General features: G+C 47.3%; 20 protein-coding genes and 1 riboswitch. Of the genes, 4 read left to right on the plus strand and 16 right to left on the minus strand.

The window, feature by feature from the left end:
• Positions 1–70: 70 nt before the first annotated feature.
• Positions 71–1,582 (minus strand): M48 family metalloprotease, encoded by a 1,512-nt coding sequence (locus BMY60_RS06585; RefSeq protein WP_090332325.1) that lies wholly within the window; start codon positions 1,580–1,582, stop codon positions 71–73.
• 237 nt (positions 1,583–1,819) lie between these two features.
• Between BMY60_RS06585 and BMY60_RS06590 the strand changes: the two genes are divergently transcribed.
• Positions 1,820–2,863 carry an NADP(H)-dependent aldo-keto reductase gene (locus tag BMY60_RS06590; RefSeq protein ID WP_090332326.1) on the plus strand — a complete coding sequence of 348 codons (1,044 nt, stop codon included), beginning with the start codon at positions 1,820–1,822 and terminating at the stop codon, positions 2,861–2,863.
• An 82-nt stretch (positions 2,864–2,945) separates the two neighbouring features.
• Here BMY60_RS06590 and BMY60_RS06595 read toward each other — a convergent pair whose 3' ends face one another.
• The 10 genes from BMY60_RS06595 to metK all read right to left on the minus strand — a co-directional run bounded on the left by BMY60_RS06595 (position 2,946) and on the right by metK (position 15,092).
• Complete coding sequence (locus BMY60_RS06595; RefSeq protein WP_090332328.1) at positions 2,946–3,767, minus strand: HDOD domain-containing protein; 822 nt, start codon at positions 3,765–3,767, stop codon at positions 2,946–2,948.
• 103 nt (positions 3,768–3,870) lie between these two features.
• Complete coding sequence (gene rsfS / locus BMY60_RS06600) at positions 3,871–4,191, minus strand: ribosome silencing factor (RefSeq protein ID WP_090332329.1); 321 nt, start codon at positions 4,189–4,191, stop codon at positions 3,871–3,873.
• A complete protein-coding gene (gene nadD, locus BMY60_RS06605; RefSeq protein ID WP_090332330.1) occupies positions 4,178–4,852 on the minus strand; it encodes a nicotinate-nucleotide adenylyltransferase in 675 nt (224 codons plus the stop codon). The genes rsfS and nadD overlap by 14 nt, the downstream gene beginning before the upstream one ends.
• Positions 4,853–5,172: 320 nt before the next feature.
• Positions 5,173–6,552, minus strand: coding sequence for a dihydrolipoyllysine-residue acetyltransferase (gene aceF / locus BMY60_RS06615; RefSeq protein ID WP_090332334.1), 1,380 nt, complete (start codon positions 6,550–6,552; stop codon positions 5,173–5,175).
• Positions 6,553–6,658: 106 nt separating this feature from the next.
• Positions 6,659–9,319 (minus strand): pyruvate dehydrogenase (acetyl-transferring), homodimeric type, encoded by a 2,661-nt coding sequence (aceE, locus tag BMY60_RS06620; RefSeq protein ID WP_090332335.1) that lies wholly within the window; start codon positions 9,317–9,319, stop codon positions 6,659–6,661.
• Positions 9,320–9,351: 32 nt separating this feature from the next.
• Positions 9,352–10,209, minus strand: a complete 858-nt coding sequence (gene folD / locus BMY60_RS06625) for a bifunctional methylenetetrahydrofolate dehydrogenase/methenyltetrahydrofolate cyclohydrolase FolD (RefSeq protein ID WP_090332337.1) — start codon at positions 10,207–10,209, stop codon at positions 9,352–9,354.
• A gap of 25 nt (positions 10,210–10,234) precedes the next feature.
• Positions 10,235–10,912, minus strand: coding sequence for a hypothetical protein (locus BMY60_RS06630; protein WP_090332338.1), 678 nt, complete (start codon positions 10,910–10,912; stop codon positions 10,235–10,237).
• Between the two features lie 126 nt (positions 10,913–11,038).
• Positions 11,039–11,896 (minus strand): methylenetetrahydrofolate reductase [NAD(P)H], encoded by an 858-nt coding sequence (gene metF / locus BMY60_RS06635; protein ID WP_090332340.1) that lies wholly within the window; start codon positions 11,894–11,896, stop codon positions 11,039–11,041.
• A 442-nt stretch (positions 11,897–12,338) separates the two neighbouring features.
• Positions 12,339–13,772: an adenosylhomocysteinase gene (gene ahcY, locus BMY60_RS06640; protein ID WP_090332341.1), complete on the minus strand. Its 1,434-nt coding sequence runs from the start codon at positions 13,770–13,772 to the stop codon at positions 12,339–12,341.
• Positions 13,773–13,789: 17 nt separating this feature from the next.
• Positions 13,790–13,864: riboswitch (S-adenosyl-L-homocysteine riboswitch) on the minus strand.
• Positions 13,865–13,928: 64 nt separating this feature from the next.
• Positions 13,929–15,092: a methionine adenosyltransferase gene (gene metK, locus BMY60_RS06645; protein WP_090332343.1), complete on the minus strand. Its 1,164-nt coding sequence runs from the start codon at positions 15,090–15,092 to the stop codon at positions 13,929–13,931.
• 255 nt (positions 15,093–15,347) lie between these two features.
• On the opposite strand from metK, the gene leuS reads away from it, so the two are divergent.
• Positions 15,348–17,948: a leucine--tRNA ligase gene (gene leuS / locus BMY60_RS06650; protein WP_090332394.1), complete on the plus strand. Its 2,601-nt coding sequence runs from the start codon at positions 15,348–15,350 to the stop codon at positions 17,946–17,948.
• A 253-nt stretch (positions 17,949–18,201) separates the two neighbouring features.
• Positions 18,202–18,462, plus strand: coding sequence for a hypothetical protein (locus tag BMY60_RS06655; protein ID WP_090332344.1), 261 nt, complete (start codon positions 18,202–18,204; stop codon positions 18,460–18,462).
• Positions 18,463–18,660: 198 nt separating this feature from the next.
• On the opposite strand, the gene BMY60_RS06665 is transcribed toward BMY60_RS06655, so the two are convergent.
• Both BMY60_RS06665 and miaA read right to left on the minus strand, forming a co-directional pair.
• Positions 18,661–18,840 carry a hypothetical protein gene (locus BMY60_RS06665; RefSeq protein ID WP_090332348.1) on the minus strand — a complete coding sequence of 60 codons (180 nt, stop codon included), beginning with the start codon at positions 18,838–18,840 and terminating at the stop codon, positions 18,661–18,663.
• A gap of 139 nt (positions 18,841–18,979) precedes the next feature.
• A complete protein-coding gene (gene miaA, locus BMY60_RS06670) occupies positions 18,980–19,912 on the minus strand; it encodes a tRNA (adenosine(37)-N6)-dimethylallyltransferase MiaA (RefSeq protein ID WP_218141650.1) in 933 nt (310 codons plus the stop codon).
• Positions 19,913–20,080: 168 nt separating this feature from the next.
• Here miaA and BMY60_RS06675 point away from each other — a divergent pair, with 168 nt between their 5' ends.
• A complete protein-coding gene (locus BMY60_RS06675; protein WP_090332351.1) occupies positions 20,081–20,275 on the plus strand; it encodes a DNA gyrase inhibitor YacG in 195 nt (64 codons plus the stop codon).
• Positions 20,276–20,314: 39 nt separating this feature from the next.
• On the opposite strand, the gene BMY60_RS06680 is transcribed toward BMY60_RS06675, so the two are convergent.
• Genes BMY60_RS06680 through argJ form a run of 3 tightly spaced genes read right to left on the minus strand, consistent with a single transcriptional unit; the run spans position 20,315 to position 23,425 of the window.
• A complete protein-coding gene (locus BMY60_RS06680; protein ID WP_256250737.1) occupies positions 20,315–21,274 on the minus strand; it encodes a Nudix family hydrolase in 960 nt (319 codons plus the stop codon).
• 25 nt (positions 21,275–21,299) lie between these two features.
• Entirely contained in the window at positions 21,300–22,178 is an 879-nt protein-coding gene (locus BMY60_RS06685; RefSeq protein WP_090332355.1) for an ATP-binding protein, read from the minus strand.
• Positions 22,179–22,198: 20 nt separating this feature from the next.
• Positions 22,199–23,425 (minus strand): bifunctional glutamate N-acetyltransferase/amino-acid acetyltransferase ArgJ, encoded by a 1,227-nt coding sequence (argJ, locus tag BMY60_RS06690; protein ID WP_090332357.1) that lies wholly within the window; start codon positions 23,423–23,425, stop codon positions 22,199–22,201.
• Positions 23,426–23,460: the final 35 nt, after the last annotated feature.

Genomic DNA, 23,460 nt, shown 5'->3' on the forward strand with positions numbered 1-23,460 from the left:
TGCGTGCACTGCTGTTGCTGGTGACCATTTTTGACCTCAGCAAAACTGAGTAAGCATACAGCGGAAAGAATTAATCATCGCTTTCTTCTTCCGCAAATTTCTGCAATTGCCGCAGACGCGCTTCGACACTCGATAGCTGATAAAAATCATTATTACCATGTCTAAGCGCAATTCTGAGCTGCTCAATAGCTGCATCATAGTAACCTTGCAGGAAATATACTTCTGCCTGCGCGCGATGCTTTAGCATTAACTTACCCTGAAGCGTATAAGCACGGGCCTGCAAGCGGTATAACCGGGTATCTTTGGGATGCAATTGCAATTCCCGGTTAATCAATTCAAGTGCAGTATCTACCTGATTATTTTGCAGCAAGGTATCGACATAACCCTTAAAAAGTGCTCTGTGCTGCGGGTAGATTCTCAATGCAGTACGGTAAATTTTGAGCGCATCATCAATCTGTCCGTTAGCCAGTTTGACTTCAGCTGCCAGTGTCTCAATCATCGCTCCAGCCTGCAGTTCTTTTTGCTCAACCTGAATAGTCTTACCGAGCCGATGGTCTTTAAGCAGGATATTCGGCTGGCTGTCTTTCTGAATCAGGGTATAAAGCTGCGCCAGTTGGGTGTTGGCCTCCTGATACTGTTTATCGCGCAACAGTGCGTAAACATATCCGTACCGTTCAACCGCTTCATTAATATAGCGCTTATCCTCAAGGCGCGCCTTAAACTGACTGACTGCATCTCGTGATTTACCCTGTAACGCACGCAGTTTCGCACGCACCAGCAGAAAATCCATGCTGTCTGCCACCTGGCGATAACCCATTTCATGGGTGCGGTTCTGAATATCAGCAATCCGCTCGTACGTCAATGGGTGCGTGCGCAGGTAGGATGGTGCACCATTTTCATAAAATCGACTGGCTTTCTGTAATCGTTCAAAAAAAGCCGACATCCCTTGCGGATCGAAACCAGCATCCAACAGGATATTCAGACCGACACGGTCCGCTTCTTTTTCATGCCTGCGAGTAAAATTCAGTTGTGACTGTATTGCACCGGCCTGTGATGCTGCAATGATAGCCTGTCCGGCTTGCGGATTCGAACGTGATGCCAAAATGGCGACTGCAAGTGCGGCTATCGATGTAATCATGCTGTATTTTTGACCGGCAATCATGCGCGCCAGATGTTTTTGCGTAACGTGTGCGATCTCATGTGCCATCACACCTGCGAGCTCGGACTCGTTTTGGGCGGCGATTATTAGCCCGCTGTTAAACCCCATAAACCCGCCTGGCAATGCAAAAGCATTTATGGTGGAATCCTGCAGTGCGAAAAATTCAAATGACTGACCAGGTCGGGCTTCACTTGAACCCGCAATCAATTTGTGACCCAAACTGTTCAAATAACCTGTGATCTCCGGGTCGTCCAGATAACTTGGGTCAGCCCGGATTTGCCGCATAACCTGCAACCCAATCTGCCGTTCTTCATGCGGCGTTATTGCTGCCTGTGAAACATCGCCCAGGTCCGGCAATTCATGCGCAACCGATCTTTCCGGAAACAGCAATAACAACACAATGAAGGCAAAGAATAATTTCATGTCGGTATGATAACTGTTTCAAAACCAAGTTCAATGACTTCCCGGTTATTTTGAAGATTGTTTTTATTATCCTGTCTCAATTTGTCATATCTAATAGTCGTTCAGTCGTTTGACAGGTAATGATTAGTTCTGCGAGTATTGAGATAAAATGCTATTTGTATATGCCACGCGTTAAATTTAAGCTGGCTGGGCTGATACCATGACGTCGGTTTAAACTTGTAAAAATCAATTGAAATCATGCAATACAGAAATCTGGGTAATACAGAAATGCAAGTCAGCGTCATCTGCTTGGGCACGATGACTTGGGGTCAACAAAATACCAGGGCTGAAGCTTTCGAGCAAATGGATTACGCCCTGACAGAGGGCGTGAATTTTTTTGACACCGCCGAACTGTACGCAATACCGCCAAAAGCTGAAACATACGGTCGTACCGAAGCAATTATCGGCGAATGGATTAAAACACGGCGTCAACGCGACAAGATTGTTCTGGCTACTAAAATTGCTGGTCCCGGCGCTGACTGGATACCATATATCCGCAACGGCCGGACAACATTTAATCAAAAACATATCCAATCTGCATTAGATGCCAGTCTTAAACGTCTGCAAACGGATTATGTCGATTTGTATCAATTACACTGGCCGGAACGCAACACCAATTTTTTCGGTCAATTGGGTTTTGTGCCAAAAGATGAAACACTCCACACATCGTTTGCTGACACACTACAAGCATTAGAGGAACAGGTGCGTGCGGGAAAAATCCGTTACATCGGCCTGTCAAACGAAACACCCTGGGGTGTGATGCAATTTCTGCAGCTCGCACAACAGCACAGCTTCTCGCGCGTCGTCAGTATTCAGAACCCTTATAATTTGCTCAATCGTAGCTACGAAGTCGGACTGGCTGAGATTTCCTGGCGCGAAAACGTCGGGCTACTGTCTTACTCGCCACTTGGGTTTGGCACACTATCAGGCAAATATCTGGATAACCGAAAGCCATCGGGATCACGGCTGGATCTATTCCCGCAGTACACGCGCTACAGCAATCCAAACGCCATACGCGCTATCAAACGCTATGTCTCCCTGGCGAAAAGACACCGGCTTGATCCGGCGCAAATGTCACTTGCCTTTGTTAACAGCCGGCCATTTTTAACCAGTACGATAATCGGCGCCACGACCATGGAGCAGCTCAAATCGAATATCAACAGCATTAAACTGTCACTACCGGCTGAAGTGTTCGAAGAAATTGAAAGGATACATCTGGACCATCCCAATCCGAGTCCCTGAAAAAATTCAGGTAATGAAGTTTGCTATCACACGACACGCGATAATAGCTGAATAAGTCGAAAGGTTGCAAACAGGAAATCGGTTACTTGTCAGCACCGATAATGGTCATCACTTCTTCGGGTTTTAAATGCAGCAGCTGACCAATCTGTTCGTAATCGTCCGGCAATGCTGCATCGTCCCACCCATTGGCTGCATGCCTTGCAAGATTAACGGCCAGAAAAACGTTGCGCACACGCTGCTGATCGCTGTGATTGTCATCCATCAGGGCGATCAGCAGTTCGGGCAGTTTCCACTGCGCCGCCAATGCGTGTTGTAACGCATATAACGGGAAACCTAACACTTTTTCTTGTATATGCTGGCTACGTATCGTTTTGTTTTGCGTCTGGATCAACTTAATTTGCAGCATTGCTTTAGGCGCAAAACACCACATCAGCATTTCTGCCAAATCATGCAATAACGCCGCTATCCGCACCTCTTCGTAGCGCAGATCGTGCAAGCGCACGGCCCAATCAAACGCATAAGCTGAAGCCACCTTTGCGCGATGTGTGGCTTTTAGCAAATACACCAGCGCTTCCCTATGATCACTTCCCAGCAAATCTTCAATGTATGGCTTTGCAGAAACATTTTTTAGCGCATTATCCATTCCGAGCATGATTAATACCTGCTCTACCTCCATTATTTGATGTGCTTGTTGACGCGCCCTATGCTGTTGCAAATAGCGTATCAGCTTTACAACCATCAATGGATCGCTTTTGATGACATGAGCGAGACATCGTGCATCGAGATGATCGACGTTTTCAATCAACGTAGATAACTTACGTGCGGTTTGCTTTAGAACGGGTATCTCAACCTTCGTCAGATACGCAACACACTGATTCAGCTTTTTATTGTCTTCTGCCGCCATGTTTAATTTACAGATTTACAGTTATTATTAACATACTGATTTATAACATGGCATATTTCAGTGGATCATCCAAAAAAACGGGGTATAAACGTTCTTTTTACAGCTAACTCGTCCACAATGCTTCCAGATTGTAATATTCACGGGCTTCCGGCTGCATAATATGCACGATAATATCGCCCAGATCCACCAACAACCATTCACCGGTCTGCCCGCCTTCCAGTGATAGTATACTGCCACCGGCGCTTTTGACTTTCTCTTGAACATTATCAGCCAAAGCCTTGGTCTGGCGCGAAGAATTTGCACTTGCGATAATAATATAATCAAACATTGATGTTAATTCGGAAACACATAATACTTTGATATCGAAGGCCTTAATATCTTCAAGCGCATCCACAATAATTTTAACCAGCTTATCTGAATTCATTTTCTCCTAAGTATAGATCATGTGTTTTAATGTAATCAGCGGTGATATCAGGCAACAAATAGCGAATGCTTTTGCCCGCCGCTACCAGATCTCGTATTTTGGTTGCGGAAATATCCAGTAGCGTTGTTTGTGCAGTATAAATCATACCACTGAACTGACAGGCCAGATCGTTCGGGTCTGAAGTCCAGCGCGAGGCGCATTCTATCTGTATCTTCTGAGGCAGATCGCTACGATTAATCAAACGCATGCTGCCGGGCCGTTCTACGATAATCAAATGACACAATTGAAACAGTTCCCGCCAGCAATGCCAGTAGTGGATTCTTAAAAAGGTATCGGCACCCATAATAAAACAGAGTACGGCCCTGCCGCCATATTCTGCGTGGTATTCCCTGAGGGAAGTCACAGAAGTACTTACACCCGGGCGTTTGATTTCGCGTTCGTCCAGAAGAAAACGTGTACTGTTTTGTATGGAAAGCGATATCATGCGGGCGCGATGATGTTTTGATCCGCCTGGCGAATCACGCAAGCGCGGCTCTCCGGCGGGTACGAAAAAAAACTGGTCGAAACGGATAGCATCAGCCAGTTCCTCGGCAACGCGGAGATGACCGTAATGTATAGGATCGAATGTTCCGCCGTAAATACCGATCAGTACTGGTTCCATCGTCTAACGTCCGCCAGGGAGTGTCGTCATGTATTATGTGCAATTATGCGCGTGCAGATTTTTGATGAATGTTTGTGAAAAGCGTGCAGAGCATAGCCATAGCGATGTTCAAACGCTTTGAACAAACAGGTGCAAAATATGCCGCGCCCTTCGGGTTTGTTTTTCGAACAAAATTATCGTCGTTTTCGCGCCTTGAATATGCTCCGGCATGTCCTGCGGCACAAAAACCTGATCCTTTTGTCCGAAAAACAAACAGAATTGTACGTAAACATGACGCACTCCTGGAACATGACAAGTCTGCTGACATATAAAAAAACAGACTATAGTAATGCCAAGCGCATATCCGTTAATACTTCCGCCAGGTGAGAAGTAAACCTTGCAGCAGCCGCGCCATCAATGACCCGATGATCATAGGACAAGGAAAGCGGCAACACCAAGCGCGGTTCAAATTGGCCACCCCTGAAAACAGGCTTATAACTGGCTTTAGACACACCCAGAATAGCGACCTCGGGTGCATTGATAATGGGAGTAAACGCCGTTCCGCCGATGCCACCCAGACTTGAGATGGTGAAACTGGCGCCTTGCATTTGAGCTGGCTTTAGTTTGCCATCACGCGCCAGAGCCGCCAATTCACCAAGTTCTCGAGCAATCGCTACCACGCCTTTCTGATCGACATCCTGAATTACAGGCACAACGAGACCATTTATCGTGTCAACAGCAAAGCCAATATGATAATAGCGTTTAATAATCAGACTGCTTTCCCCGTTAACACCCCTATCTAGCGACGCATTAAATTCGGGAAATTTTTTTAATGATGCAATCAGCGCTTTCATCAAAAAAGACAATAGTGTCAATTTGACCGTATCTTCTTTTTCGGTCGAATTGGATTCCTTGCGCAATGCCTCAAGATCCGTAATATCCGCTTCATCAAACTGGGTCACATGCGGAATCATCACCCAGTTACGATGCAAGTTGGCGCCGGCAATCTGTTTTATTCGCGAAAGAGAATCCACTTCTACCGGTCCGTACTTGGCAAAATCAATCTGCGGCCAAGGCAACAAATCAAACGGAGTACCGGCCGCAGCACCTTTGGTGTCCATTTGTATTTGTGACAACTTGGCTTTTACATATGCCTGGACGTCTTCTTTAATAATTCGTTGTTTGCGGCCACTGCCTGTAATCCTGTCCAGATTAACGCCCAATTCACGTGCAAAACGTCGCACTGATGGACCCGCATGTGCTTTGGAAGGTATCGGCTCTACCAAATCTGACGCACTCGATGACGCCATTGGCTGTTCCATCGCCCGCTCCTCCTGTGTCATAGGTGCCACAGATTTTGTTTCTTTCATTTCTTGATGTTCGGCTTCGGATTGCGCAACAGATTCCTTATCAGCTGTTTCAGCAAGCCTGGCTTCATTTTCATCGGATTCCGGGAGTTTGTCCGAAATTTCGGCAGTTTCAGTAATTTCCATCACGACGACAGGGGTGCCTTCGGAAACCTTGTCGCCTGTCTTGACTTTAAGTTCTTTGACAGTACCTGAATAAGGCGCCGGTATATCAATGGTTGCCTTATCCGACTCCAGTGCTAACAAGGAATCTTCAGCATTTACCTTAGTACCGGCCTGCACAAAAATGTCAATAACAGGTACATCAGAAAAGTCCCCGATATCCGGAATGCAAACTGTTTTAAGTTCACTCATATACTTTCCTTGAATCAAATCTTCGCGAAAGAGCGATTCTGAAGTGCAGAATAGTCATTTAAGACATTGTTCAGACATCGATTATTGGATCGCATGCGATATATGACTAAAGTGTCACAGGATCGGGTTTTTCCGGACTGATACCAAATCGTTTGATAGCCTGCGTTACTGTTTTTGTAGACACTTTACCTTCATCCGACAGCGCTTTTAATGCCGCGACGGCAATATAATTCCGGTCAATTTCAAAGAACCGGCGCAGCTTTTCGCGCGTATCGGAGCGGCCAAAACCATCGGTACCTAATACGCGGTAACTGCCAGGCACAAATTCACGAATCTGATCCGCATAAGTTTTCATATAATCTGTCGCGGCAATTACAGGACCACCTTTGCGTTTCAGACAGTCCTCAACATGTGAAACTTTTGCTTTTTTTTCCGGATGCAGCATATTCCATCGATGTATATGCAAAGCTTCGCGCCTTAATTCGTTGAAACTGGTCACACTCCAGATGTCCGCGCTGACGTCATACTCTTGTTTCAGAATTTCAGCAGCAGCAACTGCTTCGCGCAGTATCGTTCCCGAGCCGAGTAACTGCACATGCAGACCTTTACTGCGTTTTGCAGCTTCCTTGAACAGATACATTCCTTTCAGGATATGCTGCTCCACACCCTTGGGCATTTCCGGATGGGGGTAATTTTCGTTCATTACAGTAATGTAATAAAAAACATCTTCCTGATTTTGACACATGCGGCGCAAACCATCCTGCATAATTACGGCCAGTTCATATGAGAATGCCGGATCATATGAAATGCAATTAGGAATAGTGGAAGCGACTATATGGCTATGACCGTCTTCATGCTGCAACCCTTCACCATTGAGTGTGGTTCGACCTGCTGTCCCACCAATCAAAAAACCGCGGCAACGCATATCACCTGCAGCCCAGATCAGATCACCAACACGCTGAAAACCAAACATGGAATAAAAAATAAAAAAAGGAATCATCTGGATGCCGTACGTGCTATATGCGGTCGCAGCAGCGATCCAGGATGACAGCCCTCCGGCTTCATTAATACCTTCCTGCAGGATTTGGCCGTTCTTGTCTTCCTTGTAATACATCAACTGCTCGGCGTCCTGAGGTGTATAAAGCTGACCAACTGACGACCAAATGCCCAGTTGACGGAACATGCCTTCCATACCGAATGTACGCGCCTCGTCCGCAACAATCGGTACGATATGTTTACCAATCTGCTTATCCTTGACCAAAATATTCAGTATGCGTACATAGGCCATTGTTGTTGAAGATTCCCTGCCTTCACCGCTAGCTCTCAATACGGATTCAAACGCACTTAACGGCGGCACCTCCAGGGGCTCTGCCCGCTGTTTACGGCGATGATAAAAACCGCCCAGCGCTTCTCGGCGTTCACGCATATAAGCATATTCTGGTGAATCCTCGTCAAAAGTAAGATAAGGCACATCTTCGATTTTGTCATCAGGTATCTCCAGCCCAAAGCGATCGCGAAATGCTTTTAAGGAAATTGTGCCCATTTTTTTTTGCTGGTGTGTGATATTCTGCGCTTCACCAGATTCACCCATGCCATAACCTTTAATTGTTTTGGCCAGAATTACTGTGGGTTGGTCCTTATGCTTAACCGCTTCTGCATAGGCTGCATAGACCTTATGCGGATCATGCCCGCCTCTATTTAAACGCCAGATATCATCATCAGACATAGTGGCAACCATTTCCAGCAATTCAGGATATTTGCCGAAAAAATGTTTACGGACATAAGCGCCATCCCGGGCCTTAAAATTTTGATATTCGCCGTCAACACACTCCATCATGCGTTTTTGCAGTAACCCTTTGGTGTCTTTAGCAAGCAGAGGATCCCAATAAGAACCCCAAATTACTTTAATCACATTCCAACCTGCACCGCGAAATGCAGCTTCCAGCTCCTGAATGATTTTCCCGTTGCCTCTGACCGGTCCATCAAGACGTTGTAGATTGCAATTAACAACAAAAATCAGGTTATCCAGTTTCTCACGTGATGCAAGCGTAATGGCGCCCAGTGACTCTGGCTCATCCATTTCTCCATCACCCATGAATGCCCATATTTTACGCCCATCCGTATTCACAAGGCCGCGGCTTCCAAGATATTTCATGAAACGCGCCTGGTATAACGCCATTATAGGTCCAAGCCCCATGGATACAGTCGGAAACTGCCAGAATGAAGGCATCAGCCATGGATGCGGATATGAAGACAAACCATTACCGTCTGCTTCCTGGCGAAAATTGTCCAGTTGATCTTCTGTCAATTCCCCGGCAAGAAATGCATAGGCGTAAATGCCTGGCGAGGAGTGGCCCTGTACATATACCAGGTCTCCACCATGATTCTCGCTAGGAGAATGCCAGAAATGATTGTAACCAACATCGTACAGCGTTGCAGCGGAAGCAAAACTTGCAATATGTCCTCCCACATTAGTCGATCGATTGGCCTTGAGCACCATTGCCATCGCATTCCAGCGCACATAAGAACGAATACGATGTTCTATGGCATTATCACCCGGCGAACGTATTTCATTGCCTGGCGGTATTGTATTAATATAGGCCGTATTGGCGCTATAAGGCAGATAGGTACCTGAGCGGCGCGCTTTTTCCACCAGCTTCTCCAGTAAAAAATGTGCGCGTTCCGGACCTTCATTGATTAGCACAGACTCCAGTGCCTCCAGCCATTCCTGCGTTTCTTGCGGATCTATGTCAGGGTACGATTCCATACTGTTCCATTGAGGTGATCATCAATTAATCATTATGCAGTTAGCTGGGAGCGTTCAGCCGCCTGTATAGTATTGCATAATAGCATTGTGATTGTCATTGGCCCTACGCCGCCAGGAACAGGCGTAATATAGCCGGCAACTTCTTTGACCGTTTCAAATTCGACATCACCACACAGACTGCCGTTCGGCAAACGGTTAATCCCCACATCAATGACGGCTGCACCAGGTTTTACCATATTCGCGGTTATCATGCCAGGTTGGCCGGCAGCAACCACAAGAATATCTGCTGTCTGCGTAAATTGCGCCAAATCTTTGGTTTTAGACGTACAAATAGTGATCGTGGCACCGCGTTCCAGAAGCATCATTGCCATCGGTTTGCCAACAATATTGCTGCGCCCGACAACAACAGCATGCTTTCCTTCTACTGTAATGCGACATTGTTCAAGCATGACCATCACACCATAGGGGGTACACGGAATAAAATTGGTGTTGCCGGTAACCAATGCGCCCACATTATACAAGTGGAAGCTGTCTACATCCTTCTCAACCGCAATCGAAGTAATAACCCTGTTGTTTTCGAAATGCGGCGGCAACGGCAATTGCACCAGTATGCCGTGCACATGCCTATTGCGATTCAAAATATCAATGCAGTCCAGTATCTCATCCTGCTCAGCAGTACTGGAAAAATGGTGCACCTCCGAATGAATACCGATTTCGTTGCAGGCTTTGACTTTGTTGCGTACATATATTGCTGATGCGGGATTGTCCCCGACCATAATGACTGCTAGTCCCGGTCTTTTTCCTTGCTCTGTCAGTTTTGCTGCACGGTGCTTCCATTCGGCGCGTACATTCCGTGCTATCAGTTTCCCATCGATGATATGTGCGCTCATTTAATCGGCAGCTAAGCTTCGAATTCTAAGTTGACTGTTTGGCTTTTTTGATTTTCAAATAATAAATCAATAATCCGACTAGAAATACAGGTATGACAAATAGTGCCGCTGACATCAATCCTGCGGCAAGTATTGCTATTGTACTGTTGCCCGGCATGAATAATGTTATAAACCAAATTACGACAAAGGCAATAAAAAGTCCGCCATAAAGCATTGTTTTTTTGACCCGGTCATATAATCGCCAGAAAGCACCCGACACCTGAATTTCATCGACATAATGCTCAAAAACCTCTACCAAGCTGTGATCACCGGCACGTGAATCATAACCGATTGCAACAGCCAGCGCATTGCTGCCATCTTCCAAACGTGACATCTTTCTAAGAAATTCAATACGTTTACCGATATCCTTTGGCTTAATGCCGTCTCGTATCAGCATTGTTTCCATCGCGCTAAATGCTGTTTCACGCGGATCCTCAGCGTGTTCGAGGCCTTCGGCATATTTCCACATAATGCCGATCAGATACAGTTGCGTCGTCATATCTCTGAACTCGGGCGCAAAGTCATAGTTTTTATCTTTAACAAGACCGATCTGTATGGCCAAAATATCACGTCCATAGTCTATGCACGCGTCAACGGGTGAAATATCAGGTATAGTCTTTTCGGCTTCGGTTTCTACTTCAACATCATTCCGCTTCTCATCCATCTTGCAATCGCCTTATATGTTTTGATGACTTAATATATTTTTGCATTATATACCGGCTTGCTTGATCTGAAAAAAGAACCTGTTGAATTCGACACGATTGATGCTCGGGCATGCCTCAGGCATGCATTAGTGCATTGTTTCCAATCCGAGTCGCCGCCAGATTTCGGACGTCAAATTCGCGCTGTTCATGGTATAAAAATGTAAGCCCGGCGCACCTTCTTTAAGTAATCGTTCGCACATGTCTGTCACGACATCCAACCCGAATGCATGGATGGATGCTGTATCATCTCCATACCACTCCAGTTTCTTTCGAATCCAGCGCGGAATTTCAGCACCACAAGCATCAGAAAACCTGACTAACTGTGAAAATTTATTGATGGGCATAATGCCGGGTACTATAGGAACCGATAACCCCATCGATTCACATGATTCGATAAAATAAAAATATGCATCTGCATTATAAAAATATTGAGTAATTGCAGAATCAGCCCCGGCTTCGATTTTACGCTTAAAATTTTCCAAATCAGCTTGCATTGAACGGGCCTGTGGATGACTCTCAGGATATGCGGCTACTTCAATATGAAATACTTGGCCGAATGCTTCTCTGATATATGCCACTAATTCACTTGCATAACGAAATTCACCCGCTTGCGCCATACCCGATGGTATGTCTCCGCGCAAGGCAACCAACTGATCTACGCCCGCTGCATGGTATGTTTCCAGAATCGAACAAATATTTTGTCTCGTGGAACCAATGCACGAAATATGCGGAGCAACCCTGTATCCTTCAGATTGCATTTCAAGTACGGTTTCAAGGGTGCGTTCCCGTGTTGAACCGCCGGCACCGAAGGTTACCGAAAAAAATTTTGGGTTAAGCTGCGCAAGTTTTTTACGCGCCTCTTTCAACTTCTCAATACCCTGTTCTGATTGCGGTGGAAATAGTTCAAAACTATATGTAGGGAAAAATTTTTTTTGCGATTCCATTTTGGATAGTTGGAAAAACACGTCAAATCATGCAAACCGGAATATACGATATTTCATTTGCATGCGATAAGGCAGTTTCTGGTTAACATAACCACTGAAATCAAAAGCACCTGCATGATCAATATCCAGTGTCTGCAATTTCACCATTATGCAGAAAAGCACTATAAATAGTGTCTCTATTCTCAGTGCGCTATCTGATAAAAATAACAGAAGGCTGGGGTAAGCGTATAAAATAAACGCATAAATTGCGCCACCAACATGCAGCTACTCGCATACTGTCTGCAACACAATAAACATTGTAAAGTTCACACCAGCCTGTTATATATGGCAAAGTCTTAACTGCGCTTATCTTGATTCGTGCGTTTTATGATCGAATGATTAAGCAAATTTGTTGACAAAACAGCAGACAACCTGTTTTGTCAACATCTATTATTTGCGATTCTTAATAGCGATACATTTCCGGCTTATATGGGCCATTCTTGTCAAGACCCAAGTATACCGCCTGTTCATCAGTTAATTCGGTCAGTTTAGCGCCAAGCTTTTTCAGATGCAACCGAGCTACTTTTTCATCAAGATGTTTGGGCAGCACATACACTTCTTTTTGATAGTTCTCACCGTTTCTCCATAACTCCATTTGCGCCAGCACCTGGTTGGTGAAAGAGTTCGACATTACAAATGAAGGATGACCTGTGGCGCACCCAAGGTTTACCAGTCTTCCTTGAGCCAATACGATAATTCTGCGGCCTGTCGGAAAAATAACATGATCCACCTGAGGCTTGATATTTTCCCACTGATATTTCTGAACAGAGGCAATGTCAATTTCAGAGTCAAAGTGACCGATATTACATACAATTGCCTGGTCTTTCATTTTCAGCATATGGTCATGGGCAATTACTCTCAAATTACCCGTAGCTGTCACAAAAATATCAGCTTTATCGCAGGCATCGTCCATTGTGACTACCCGAAAGCCTTCCATTGCAGCCTGCAACGCACAAATCGGATCAATTTCTGACACCCACACAGTAGCGCCCAGCCCCCGCAGCGATTGTGCGCATCCTTTACCGACGTCACCGTAACCGCATACCAGTGCAATTTTACCTGCTATCATGACATCAGTAGCACGCTTGATGCCATCAACCAGCGATTCTCTACAACCATACAGATTGTCAAATTTTGACTTTGTAACAGAATCATTTACATTGAAAGCTGGAAATGGTAATTCACCGCTTTTTTGCATTTCATATAATCGATGCACGCCTGTTGTCGTTTCTTCGGTTACACCATTTATACTGGCAAGTTTTTTTGAATACCAGTTCGGTTCAGTTGCCAGCTTGCTCTTAATTGATGCAAACAATGCCTGTTCTTCTTCATTCGATGGGTCAGCAATGACAGACATATCCTTCTCGGCTTTACTTCCCAGAATAAGCAGTAAAGTCGCGTCACCGCCATCATCCAGAATCATATTTGCGTCCCCAGGCTGACCTGCGGTTTTCCATTCGAAAATCTGGTGTGCATAGTCCCAGTATTCCTCCAGAGACTCGCCCTTGTACGCAAAAACAGGAATACCCTGGGCCGCAATTGCCGCAGCAGCGTGATCCTGCGTGGAAAAAATATTACAGGACGCCCAGCGCACTTCCGCACCGAGCGCAACCAGCGTTTCGATCAATACTGCGGTTTGAATTGTCATATGCAAAGACCCGGCAATACGCGCACCTGCTAATGGTTTCTGTCCTGCATATTCTTCTCGCACAGCCATCAAACCTGGCATTTCTGTTTCAGCAATAGCGATTTCTTTCCGGCCCCAATCGGCCAATGCTATATCGGCAACTTTAAAATCAGTAGAGCTGCTTCCATCCGGATTAAGCACAGCGTTCATAGTCTTTCTCCCATAACATGGAGCGAGCGCCGTTGTATCAATATCCACATGCTGAGCCTCACGGGTTTCCCGTTGCAGCGCCCCTCAACATTGCGAACAAAATAGTTTAATATTAACAATATAAAAGAATTGAAGTCAGTAGATCGGATATCTACTTCAGATACCTGCTTCGCCACGCAAAAGCTCAGCCTTATCTGTAGCTTCCCAGGAAAATTCAGGCTCTTCGCGGCCAAAATGGCCATAGGCCGCTGTTTTGGCATAAATTGGACGCAACAAATTCAACGTATGAATAATTGCACGCGGCCGCAAATCAAAATGCTTTTCGACCAGTTGAATAATTTTGTTATCTGGAACTCTTCCCGTACCAAAGGTATTGACCATCAATGAAACGGGTTTTGCCACACCAATGGCATATGCGATCTGAACTTCGCATTGGCCTGCAAGGCCGGCAGCTACAATATTTTTCGCAACATAACGTCCTGCGTAAGTCGCGGAACGATCTACTTTCGATGGATCTTTACCTGAAAATGCGCCGCCGCCGTGGCGTGCCATGCCACCATAGGAATCCACGATAATTTTGCGCCCCGTCAAACCACAATCCCCCATCGGACCGCCGACTACAAAGCGTCCAGTCGGATTTACCAGATATTGGGTCTGATCATTCAGCATCTCCTGCGGCAAAACCGGTTTAATGATTTCTTCAATAACGGCTTCCTTCAGCATTTCATAGGAAATCTCAGGATTATGTTGTGTGGAAATAACGACCGTTTCAATATGTTTCGGTTTACCATCCAGATATCTGACTGACACCTGTGATTTTGCATCAGGGCGAAGCCACGATAATTTTCCGTTTTTTCGCAATACAGACTGGCGCTCAACCAAGCGGTGCGCATAAAAAATGGGCATTGGCATCAATTGTGGCGTTTCGTCACAGGCATAGCCAAACATCAACCCCTGATCGCCGGCACCTTGGTCCATTTCTTCTTCTTTTGTTCGATTTACACCTTGCGCAATGTCAGGGGATTGTTTGTTGAAAGCAGTCAGTACTGCGCAGGTTGTCGAGTCAAATCCAATGTCAGAACTGGTGTACCCGATATTGCGCACAGTCTCACGCGCTATAACATTATAATCAATTGTTGCAGTTGTCGTGATCTCACCTGACAACACAATCAATCCGGTGCTGCACATAGTCTCACACGCAACTCTTGCGTTAACATCTTGCGTTAAAATCGCATCAAGCACTGCATCCGATATTTGATCGGAAACTTTATCCGGATGGCCTTCTGATACGGATTCTGAAGTAAAAAGATAATCACTCATACTCTGCCTTATTTGTTATCAAAATCTTACAATTGTATCAAATTATCTTAACCTTATAAACCCTGAGTCTAAATTACGGCAAATCCAGCCTATACTCTCTTACTAAAAAGTAACAGGGCATAACCGGCAAACCGGTTGTATCAAGCCTTATAAATTTGATTACCAGGACACTGAATTGATTGCAACACACCACATGGTCCTGCTCTACCACTTCGCGCTATAATGAAAGCTTTTAAAAGCGACAATTACCGCGTCATGCAAGAAAAATACCATCCCCAGGAAATTGAAAAAAACGTCCAGCAATTTTGGGAAAAAACCGCCGCATTTAAAGCGGAAGAATTGACCAACCAACCAAAATACTATTGTCTGTCGATGTTTCCCTATCCGTCCGGAAAATTACATATGGGACACGTGCGTAACTATACGATTGGAGATGTACTGTCACGTTACCGCCGCATGCAGGGTTATAACGTATTACAGCCCATGGGATGGGATGCCTTCGGCCTGCCTGCGGAAAACGCGGCAATGCAAAATAAGGTTTCTCCGGCGCAATGGACATACGACAATATTGCATATATGCGCATGCAGCTCAAAAGCCTGGGATTAAGTATTGACTGGAGCCGTGAACTGGCGACTTGCGACCACCGCTACTACCAATGGAATCAATGGCTGTTTCTGCGCATGCTGGAAAAAGGACTTGCCTATCAGACAACCGGTACGGTCAACTGGGATCCGGTGGACCAAACTGTGCTGGCCAATGAACAGGTGATTGACGGCTGTGGCTGGCGCACAGGTGCACCGGTTGAAAAGCGCGAAATCCCGATGTATTACCTGAGAATCACAGCGTATGCCGACGAGCTGCTGGAAGCGCTGGATAGCTTGCCAGGCTGGCCGGAACGCGTGAAAACCATGCAAGCCAACTGGATAGGCAAAAGTTACGGCGTCGATATCATTTTTCCAGCCGACACGGAATCCGGCACACCGCAGGATCTTAAAGTATTCACCACCCGTGCTGACACGCTGATGGGGGCCACATACGTAGCCATTGCCGCAGAACATCCGATCGCAATCCATGCCGCCAAAGACAATATGACACTGCATAATTTCATTCAGGAATGCAAACTGGGTGCAACCAAGGAAGCCGATCTGGCAACCCAGGAGAAAAAAGGCATGGACACCGGCTTGTTCGCAATCCACCCGCTCAACGGCAAACGGCTGCCTATCTGGATTGCAAACTATGTGTTGATGGGATACGGCGAAGGTGCCGTCATGGCCGTTCCCGCACACGATGAACGCGACTTTGCATTTGCCAGTCAATATGCACTACCGGTTAAAGCGGTGATCAAACCAGTCGATGGCGATTTGAAATTGCCGCTGACTGAAGCCCATGTTGATTATGGTGTCACGGTTGATTCGGAGGAGTTTTCCGGTCTTGAATTTCAGGCCGCGGTTGATGCAATTGCAGCGGCATTAAAGGCTAAAAAACTTGGAAACAAGCGTGTGCAGTATCGTTTGCGCGATTGGGGCATCTCACGCCAGCGTTACTGGGGATGCCCTATTCCGCTGATACACTGCGAATCCTGCGGTATCGTGCCGGTACCGGATGAACAGCTGCCTGTCGTCCTGCCACAAGATCTGGTGCCGGACGGCTCCGGCAACCCCCTTGGCAAAACACCGCATTTTTACGAATGCACCTGCCCGAAATGCGGCAAGGCTGCACGCCGGGAAACAGATACCATGGACACCTTTGTCGACTCTTCCTGGTACTATGCCCGTTATGCCTGCCCTGATCAGGATAAAGCCATGACCGATGAACGCGCAGATTACTGGCTGCCTGTCGACCAATATATCGGTGGCATTGAACATGCTATTTTGCATTTGCTGTATTCGCGTTTCTGGAACAAGGTTATGCGTGATGTCGGTCTGCTGAAAACCGACGAACCGTTCACCAATCTGTTAACGCAGGGCATGGTGCTTAATGAAATTTTTTACCGTAAAAACGACGGCGGTCGTATTACCTATTACAATCCTGCCGAGATAGACATTCAGTTTGACGAAAGTGGCAAGCGTTGCGGCGCAATATTGCATTCCGATCAGCAACCCGTAGAATCCGGGGGCATCGGCACCATGTCGAAATCCAAAAACAATGGTGTTGATCCTCAACAACTGGTCGAGGAATATGGCGCAGACACAGCACGATTATTCATGATGTTCGCGAGTCCGCCAACCCAAACGCTGGAATGGTCCGATGCGGGTGTCGACGGCGCATACCGATTCTTAAAACGTCTGTGGAAGCAGGTTTACAGCCACGTCAAACAAGGCACCACCGCCGTTGACCCGGATCTATACACGAATATGACAGCGGAGCTCAAAGCGCTGCGTTTTCAACTGCATCATACTATCGCCAAAGTCAGTGACGATCTGGAACGGCGCCACACCTTTAACACGGCTATCGCGGCAATAATGGAATTGATGAACAGTCTGGCCAAAGCGCACGATACCGCCCCAACAGCCCGCAACCTGATGCAAGAGGCACTGGAATGCATCATTTTGATGTTGTCACCCATTGCGCCACATATTTGCCATGTTCTCTGGCGTGAGCTCAAACCAGACACTGAACTACTCGACCAGCCTTGGCCACAAGCCGATCAAGCCGCATTGATTCAGGACGAGATCAAACTGGTAGTACAGGTCAATGGCAAGCTGCGTGGACAAATACATGTCGCCAAGCAAGCCGATCAAGCAGTCATTGAAAAGACTGCACTGGAAAATGAACAGGTCCTTAATTTCATCGGAGATGCAGCGGTAAAAAAAATTATTGTCGTACCAGGCAAATTGGTCAATATTGTAGTTTGACAGACCGAAACAATTTTCAAACACATGTTCATGCTTAAACATGCAAACAGGAAACGAAACACTGTCTGCCATCATTGCGCATGGATGACTGAGCAAACATATGGCAACAAGGGTTATCGTCAACGGGTTTCAAACCGCAAAGCCAATCAGGTAATCAGCAGAGTGTTTATCCCGTTAATTTTTAAATAAAACAGACCAAACAGTCGCTACAATAAAAATGTGTACAACATCCTGATCAATAGCGCGGTAAACAATGGCTTTAAAAACGTTCATCAAAGAATTTGGCGCTTTTCTGGGAGAAAAGGAATCGCTGCTTGATAAAAATTATCAACATGTCGCGGAAAAAATCGAGCTGCATTGGGGTTACGATGAGTTCTATCCATTCATCGAAAAACTGCTTGTTGACCGCAGAGATCAAAGAAGATCGGGGTTTCCAATTGAGGCCGCCATGGAAATCTCAGCGTTACACAGCATTCACGAGCGATTATATCCGCCAAAGAATAAGCGGTATTAACGGCCGTTTTTAAACATCATTGCTGAAAAAGCAGCACAGGATGCCAGCAGGATTTACGAACGATTCTACCCGTTCTTTTTTTGATTATGTATCGATAGCGACCATTCCTCAAAATGGAAATAAATGCTTTGATCATCCGCTTGTCACGCACTAAAACGTAAACATAATCCGAATGATTATACAACTGATTGATCAACCTTACTGATCCTGCTGTAAATCTTCATCCTCCGGCTGGTCGCCTGGTGTGTTGAAGTCACTGGGTGCATAGGCTGACGGCGTCGGTTTATCCATCAGATGGCCGTCTGGTGTTCTTCTCGGTTCACCGCAAGCACTTAACGCAAAAACTGCAAAAACGAGTGCCAACAAAGAATATTTCATACTTGCTCTCCTTTTTCTAGGTCATTTAAATACAAAAATATAACAAACACTTATATCTTTTTTAAAAATCTCACAAAACCGCACTCCGTATTTTGACAATAATCAAAAAAACAGCGGTGTTTGCAATTTGTCCGCCGTTTCACTGCGCCGCTCCGTCACCGATATTTGCTGCATGCAGAAAAACACGGACCTGATGGTGCACATCATCAGCCAAGCAATCAAGCGCGGTGACTTCGTATCTGCGCATTATACTGCGTAACCAGGTCAGTTGTCGCTTGGCGAGTTGTCTGGTAGCAACGATTCCTTTGTCCCGCAAGGCTTCCAGGTTGATCTTTTTTTCGAGGTAAAGCCACGTCTGCCGGTAACCGACACAACGCATCGACGGCAGTTCAGGATTTAAATCAAATTGCTGGCGCAGCAATGACACTTCATCTATCAGGCCTTCCTGCAGCATGTTTTCAAAACGCTGTGCGATTCGTTGATGCAGCTGGCCGCGATCGGCGGGCAATAAGGCAAGCTTGACCAACCGGAAAGGCAGTTCGGCATTACGGGGCGCCTTGAGTATCTCAGACATAGGGCGACCGGTGAGCATACAGACTTCCAGCGCACGCTGAATACGCTGGCTGTCCGTGGGCTTAATCCGTGCCGCGCTCTCGATATCCAGTGCCGCGAGCTTTTTGTGCAAGGCAGGCCACCCGGAAATTACCGCCTTGCTCTCAATTGTGGCTCGAAGCCTGTTGTCAGCCTCCGGCAACACTGAGAGTCCGTCCAGCAGCGCTTGAAAATACAGCATGGTGCCGCCAGCCAGTAACGGAATTTTTCCGCGCCCGGTAATGTCCTGCATCACATTGAGTACATCTCGCCGGAATTGCGCCGCGGAATACTGTTCGACCGGATCAATCAGATCGATCAAATGATGCGGCGTTCGGGCCAGTATATCCCGGCCAGGCTTGGCCGTACCGATATTCATATGCCGGTAAACCTGCGCGGAATCCACACTGACAATCTCAACCGGAAATTGTCCTGCAATCTCCAGCGCGATCCGGCTTTTTCCACTCGCAGTCGGCCCCATCAGCAAGACAGCACTAGGCAAATGACTGTCTGGCGCACGTTCATTGCGCAAAACGACAGAGCCGGATAATGCTTTATCGAGTACTTTTTCTGGCATACGGTGTATCAACAATCAGTTCAGGCAACGTAATTTGAGCTATCCGGACAATATCACTTACAATACTGGACTATGAAACAACGTACCGTCAACTGTCCGCAATGCGGCAAATCCGTGATCTGGAATCAGGCAAACCGGTTCCGCCCTTTTTGTTCCGAGCGCTGTAAAACCATGGATCTCGCACACTGGGCGCAGGAATCCTACCGTATTCCTGAGCCCGAACCTCCCGACACAGAACACGAAGAAACCGCAAAGGATAGAAATTAACCATCTATTGTCAAGCTTGCTGCAAACAGTTTCACTGGATTACAGACGGCTGATTGCGCGTATCATGGCAACGCCATGCGCACCCAGCTCCCGGGCAGTAGACAAATCATCCGGTTCCATACCGCCCAGCGCATACACCGGAAGCGGGTAGTCACGAATTAGAGCGGCAAATTTCCGCCATCCCATGGGCGCTGTACCGGCATGGCTTAACGTCGACAGAACCGGCCCCAGCACCACAAAATCAACCTGAAGCAGTGCCGCCTGATACAATTCCTCACGATTATGACAGGAAGCCCCACACCAGCCATTCTCCAGTGCAGGGCGCTCGGACAAGGCCATCAGCTGCGGCGCGGTCAAATGAACGCCGTCGAGTCCACTGACATGAGGCATATCCGTATCGCTGTTTCGCAAAACATACGCTCCCGCCTGATGCGCTAGCAAAATGACTTTTTCCGTAAACGTCCGCAGCGCTTCGCCCTTCATCGCTTTTTCCCGGATCTGAATCATACGCAATCGATGCTGCAGCGCCCCCTCAATCTGTTGTAAAGCGGCCGAGACACCAATTTCGGATGCCTGCGTAATCGCATAGACCGGCGGCAATAGCAGTGCGCGTAAAACAGGCGCATTTGCGGGCAGCATGGGTGAAACCGCGATCCGACAGGGCTGTTGCCATGCCAGTTGTTGATGTTCCCGCGCCTGAGGTATTCCCTGCCACTGAGTCACACGGAAAAAACGCAAACAAACGGCAGCATGGGAATACGTAAAGTTGCGCGTAATCCACGGCTCGGCGTTCAGAATCTGAATGCCCAGTTCTTCCTGAAGTTCACGGTCCAATGCATGCAGGGGCGCTTCTCCAGGTTCTATTTTACCGCCCGGAAATTCCCAGTAACCGGCATAGGGTTTGCCTTCGGGACGGCACGTCAATAAGAAACGGCCATCGGGCTGCACGATGACGGCAGCGGCAACATCGACAACTGCTGCAGGCCGGGGCGTCGTCACAAACAAAAATCTCCTATCGGACAGATCAAATACCAGACCGTTTGCTGGACTGCTGTCGCCCTGCATAATCGCGCGCAAACTGCCACGCGACCCGGCCACTGCGCGAACCGCGCCCGAGCGCCCATTGCAATGCCGCCCGACGTATTTCCGGATTCATATCCGTAAAGCCGAAACCTGCAAGCCAGCAACGCACAATTTCCAGATACTGTTCCTGATCAAACGGATAAAACGATATCCATACACCGAAACGTTCCGATAGTGAAATTTTTTCTTCGATTGTTTCACTGGGATGCACTTCTTCTCCTATATGACGCGTATCGAGATTATCACGCATGTATTCCGGCACCATATGCCTCCGGTTGGATGTGGCATAAATCAGCACATTATCCGAAACCGTCGCAACCGAGCCATCCAGCGCCACCTTCAACGCCTTATAACCCGGCTCATCGCGTTCAAACGACAGATCGTCGCAGAACACGATAAAACGTTCGGGTCGCTGCGCTATTTGCGCCACAATGTCATGCAGATCAACCAGGTGGTTTTTTTCCACCTCGATCAAACGCAATCCATCGCCGGCATACTGATTCAGTAATGCTTTGATCAACGATGATTTGCCGGTGCCGCGCGCACCGGTCAGCAATACGTTATTTGCGGAAAACCCCTGTACAAACTGGCGTGTATTCTGATCGGCCAGCTTTTTTTGCTGATCAATGCCACGCAAATCTTTCAGCTTTATCCGGTGCGGGTGCGCTACCGGTTGAACAAAACCACAGTTGTTGCGTTGGCGCCAACGAAACGCGGTACTCGAAGACCAGTCCGGCTCCGGTGGTACCGCAGGCAGAAAATTCTCCAGTCGTTCAAGCAATGTCTCCGCACGGTCGCAAAGCTTTCCCAGTTCTTGCATATAGTTTTGTACGCCAGCAGTTAACTGCGATAATCAGAATTGATTTTCACATAATCGTATGAAAAATCGCACGTCCAGACAGTAGCCGATGCGTCGCCACGGTTCAATACAATGCGGACGGTAATTTCGGATTGTCTCATGACGGACTGCCCATCTTCTTCACGATATGCCGGTGCGCGCGCGCCCTGTTCTACAACCAGTATATCTCCAAGATACAGCTCGATACCGCTGATATCGAGATCATCAATGCCTGCATAACCAATCGCCGCCAGTATTCTGCCGAGATTCGGATCGGATGCAAAAAAAGCGGTTTTCACCAGTGGCGAATGCGCTACGGCGTACGCCACGAGCCTGCATTCTTTTTCGCTGCACCCGGCATCAACCCGTATGGTCATAAATTTGGTCGCACCCTCGCCATCCCGCACGATCATTTGCGCCAGCGTTACGGCCACATCGGTTACAGCATCTTTGAGCTGTTGAAACTCAGTGCTGCTCCGGTCTTCGATCTCGGCGTGACCGGCGCATCCGGTTGCTATCAGCATAAATGCATCATTTGTCGAGGTATCGCCATCCACCGTGATGCAGTTAAACGAATGGTCTGCTGCATAATGTACAATTTCCTGAAGCAGCGTCTGGCTGATACTGGCGTCGGTCGCGACAAAACCAAGCATGGTTGCCATATTCGGCCGGATCATACCCGACCCTTTAGCGATGCCGGTAACGGTCACTGTACTGCCATTCAGTTTAATCTGCCTGGATACGCCTTTGGGCACGATATCTGTTGTCATAATCGCCTGCGCCGCGTCAAACCAGTTATCCGTTTTAAGATTTGCCACAGCCGCGGGCAATCCGTCAACCACTGCGTCAACCGGCAACGGTTCCATAATCACGCCGGTAGAAAATGGAAGCACCTGTTGCGTTTCACAATCCAGCAACTCGGCCAGCGCCGCACACGTGGCGCGGGCATGTTGCAGCCCTGCTTCTCCGGTGCCGGCATTGGCGTTGCCTGTATTTACCACCAGCGCCCGAGCCGGTGACAATGCCAGATGCGCTTTCGCCACGATAACCGGCGCGGCACAAAAGCGGTTGTGCGTAAAAACACCGGCAACCCGGCTGCCTTCATCCAGTTTGATAACCAGCAGATCCTTGCGGTGCTGTTTTTTTATACCGGCTTCGGCAATACCCAGCGAAACGCCCGGCACCGGCGGCAAATGTTCCGAAGATAAAGCAGGGATGTTAACAGGCATAGCGGTTCATTCTGTCAGATAAAAACCGTTATGCT

This window comes from Nitrosomonas sp. Nm51 (assembly GCF_900111165.1).
GTDB lineage: Bacteria > Pseudomonadota > Gammaproteobacteria > Burkholderiales > Nitrosomonadaceae > Nitrosomonas.

Excerpts from the sequence above, each read along its gene's own strand:
- BMY60_RS06585 (WP_090332325.1), bottom strand. The coding sequence starts at position 1,582 with ATGAAATTATTCTTTGCCTTCATTGTGTTGTTATTGCTGTTTCCGGAA.
- BMY60_RS06590 (WP_090332326.1), top strand. The coding sequence starts at position 1,820 with ATGCAATACAGAAATCTGGGTAATACAGAAATGCAAGTCAGCGTCATC.
- BMY60_RS06595 (WP_090332328.1), bottom strand. The coding sequence starts at position 3,767 with ATGGCGGCAGAAGACAATAAAAAGCTGAATCAGTGTGTTGCGTATCTG.
- rsfS (WP_090332329.1), bottom strand. The coding sequence starts at position 4,191 with ATGAATTCAGATAAGCTGGTTAAAATTATTGTGGATGCGCTTGAAGAT.
- nadD (WP_090332330.1), bottom strand. The coding sequence starts at position 4,852 with ATGGAACCAGTACTGATCGGTATTTACGGCGGAACATTCGATCCTATA.
- aceF (WP_090332334.1), bottom strand. The coding sequence starts at position 6,552 with ATGAGTGAACTTAAAACAGTTTGCATTCCGGATATCGGGGACTTTTCT.
- aceE (WP_090332335.1), bottom strand. The coding sequence starts at position 9,319 with ATGGAATCGTACCCTGACATAGATCCGCAAGAAACGCAGGAATGGCTG.
- folD (WP_090332337.1), bottom strand. The coding sequence starts at position 10,209 with ATGAGCGCACATATCATCGATGGGAAACTGATAGCACGGAATGTACGC.
- BMY60_RS06630 (WP_090332338.1), bottom strand. The coding sequence starts at position 10,912 with ATGGATGAGAAGCGGAATGATGTTGAAGTAGAAACCGAAGCCGAAAAG.
- metF (WP_090332340.1), bottom strand. The coding sequence starts at position 11,896 with ATGGAATCGCAAAAAAAATTTTTCCCTACATATAGTTTTGAACTATTT.
- ahcY (WP_090332341.1), bottom strand. The coding sequence starts at position 13,772 with ATGAACGCTGTGCTTAATCCGGATGGAAGCAGCTCTACTGATTTTAAA.
- metK (WP_090332343.1), bottom strand. The coding sequence starts at position 15,092 with ATGAGTGATTATCTTTTTACTTCAGAATCCGTATCAGAAGGCCATCCG.
- leuS (WP_090332394.1), top strand. The coding sequence starts at position 15,348 with ATGCAAGAAAAATACCATCCCCAGGAAATTGAAAAAAACGTCCAGCAA.
- BMY60_RS06655 (WP_090332344.1), top strand. The coding sequence starts at position 18,202 with ATGGCTTTAAAAACGTTCATCAAAGAATTTGGCGCTTTTCTGGGAGAA.
- BMY60_RS06665 (WP_090332348.1), bottom strand. The coding sequence starts at position 18,840 with ATGAAATATTCTTTGTTGGCACTCGTTTTTGCAGTTTTTGCGTTAAGT.
- miaA (WP_218141650.1), bottom strand. The coding sequence starts at position 19,912 with ATGGGGCCGACTGCGAGTGGAAAAAGCCGGATCGCGCTGGAGATTGCA.
- BMY60_RS06675 (WP_090332351.1), top strand. The coding sequence starts at position 20,081 with ATGAAACAACGTACCGTCAACTGTCCGCAATGCGGCAAATCCGTGATC.
- BMY60_RS06685 (WP_090332355.1), bottom strand. The coding sequence starts at position 22,178 with ATGCAAGAACTGGGAAAGCTTTGCGACCGTGCGGAGACATTGCTTGAA.
- argJ (WP_090332357.1), bottom strand. The coding sequence starts at position 23,425 with ATGCCTGTTAACATCCCTGCTTTATCTTCGGAACATTTGCCGCCGGTG.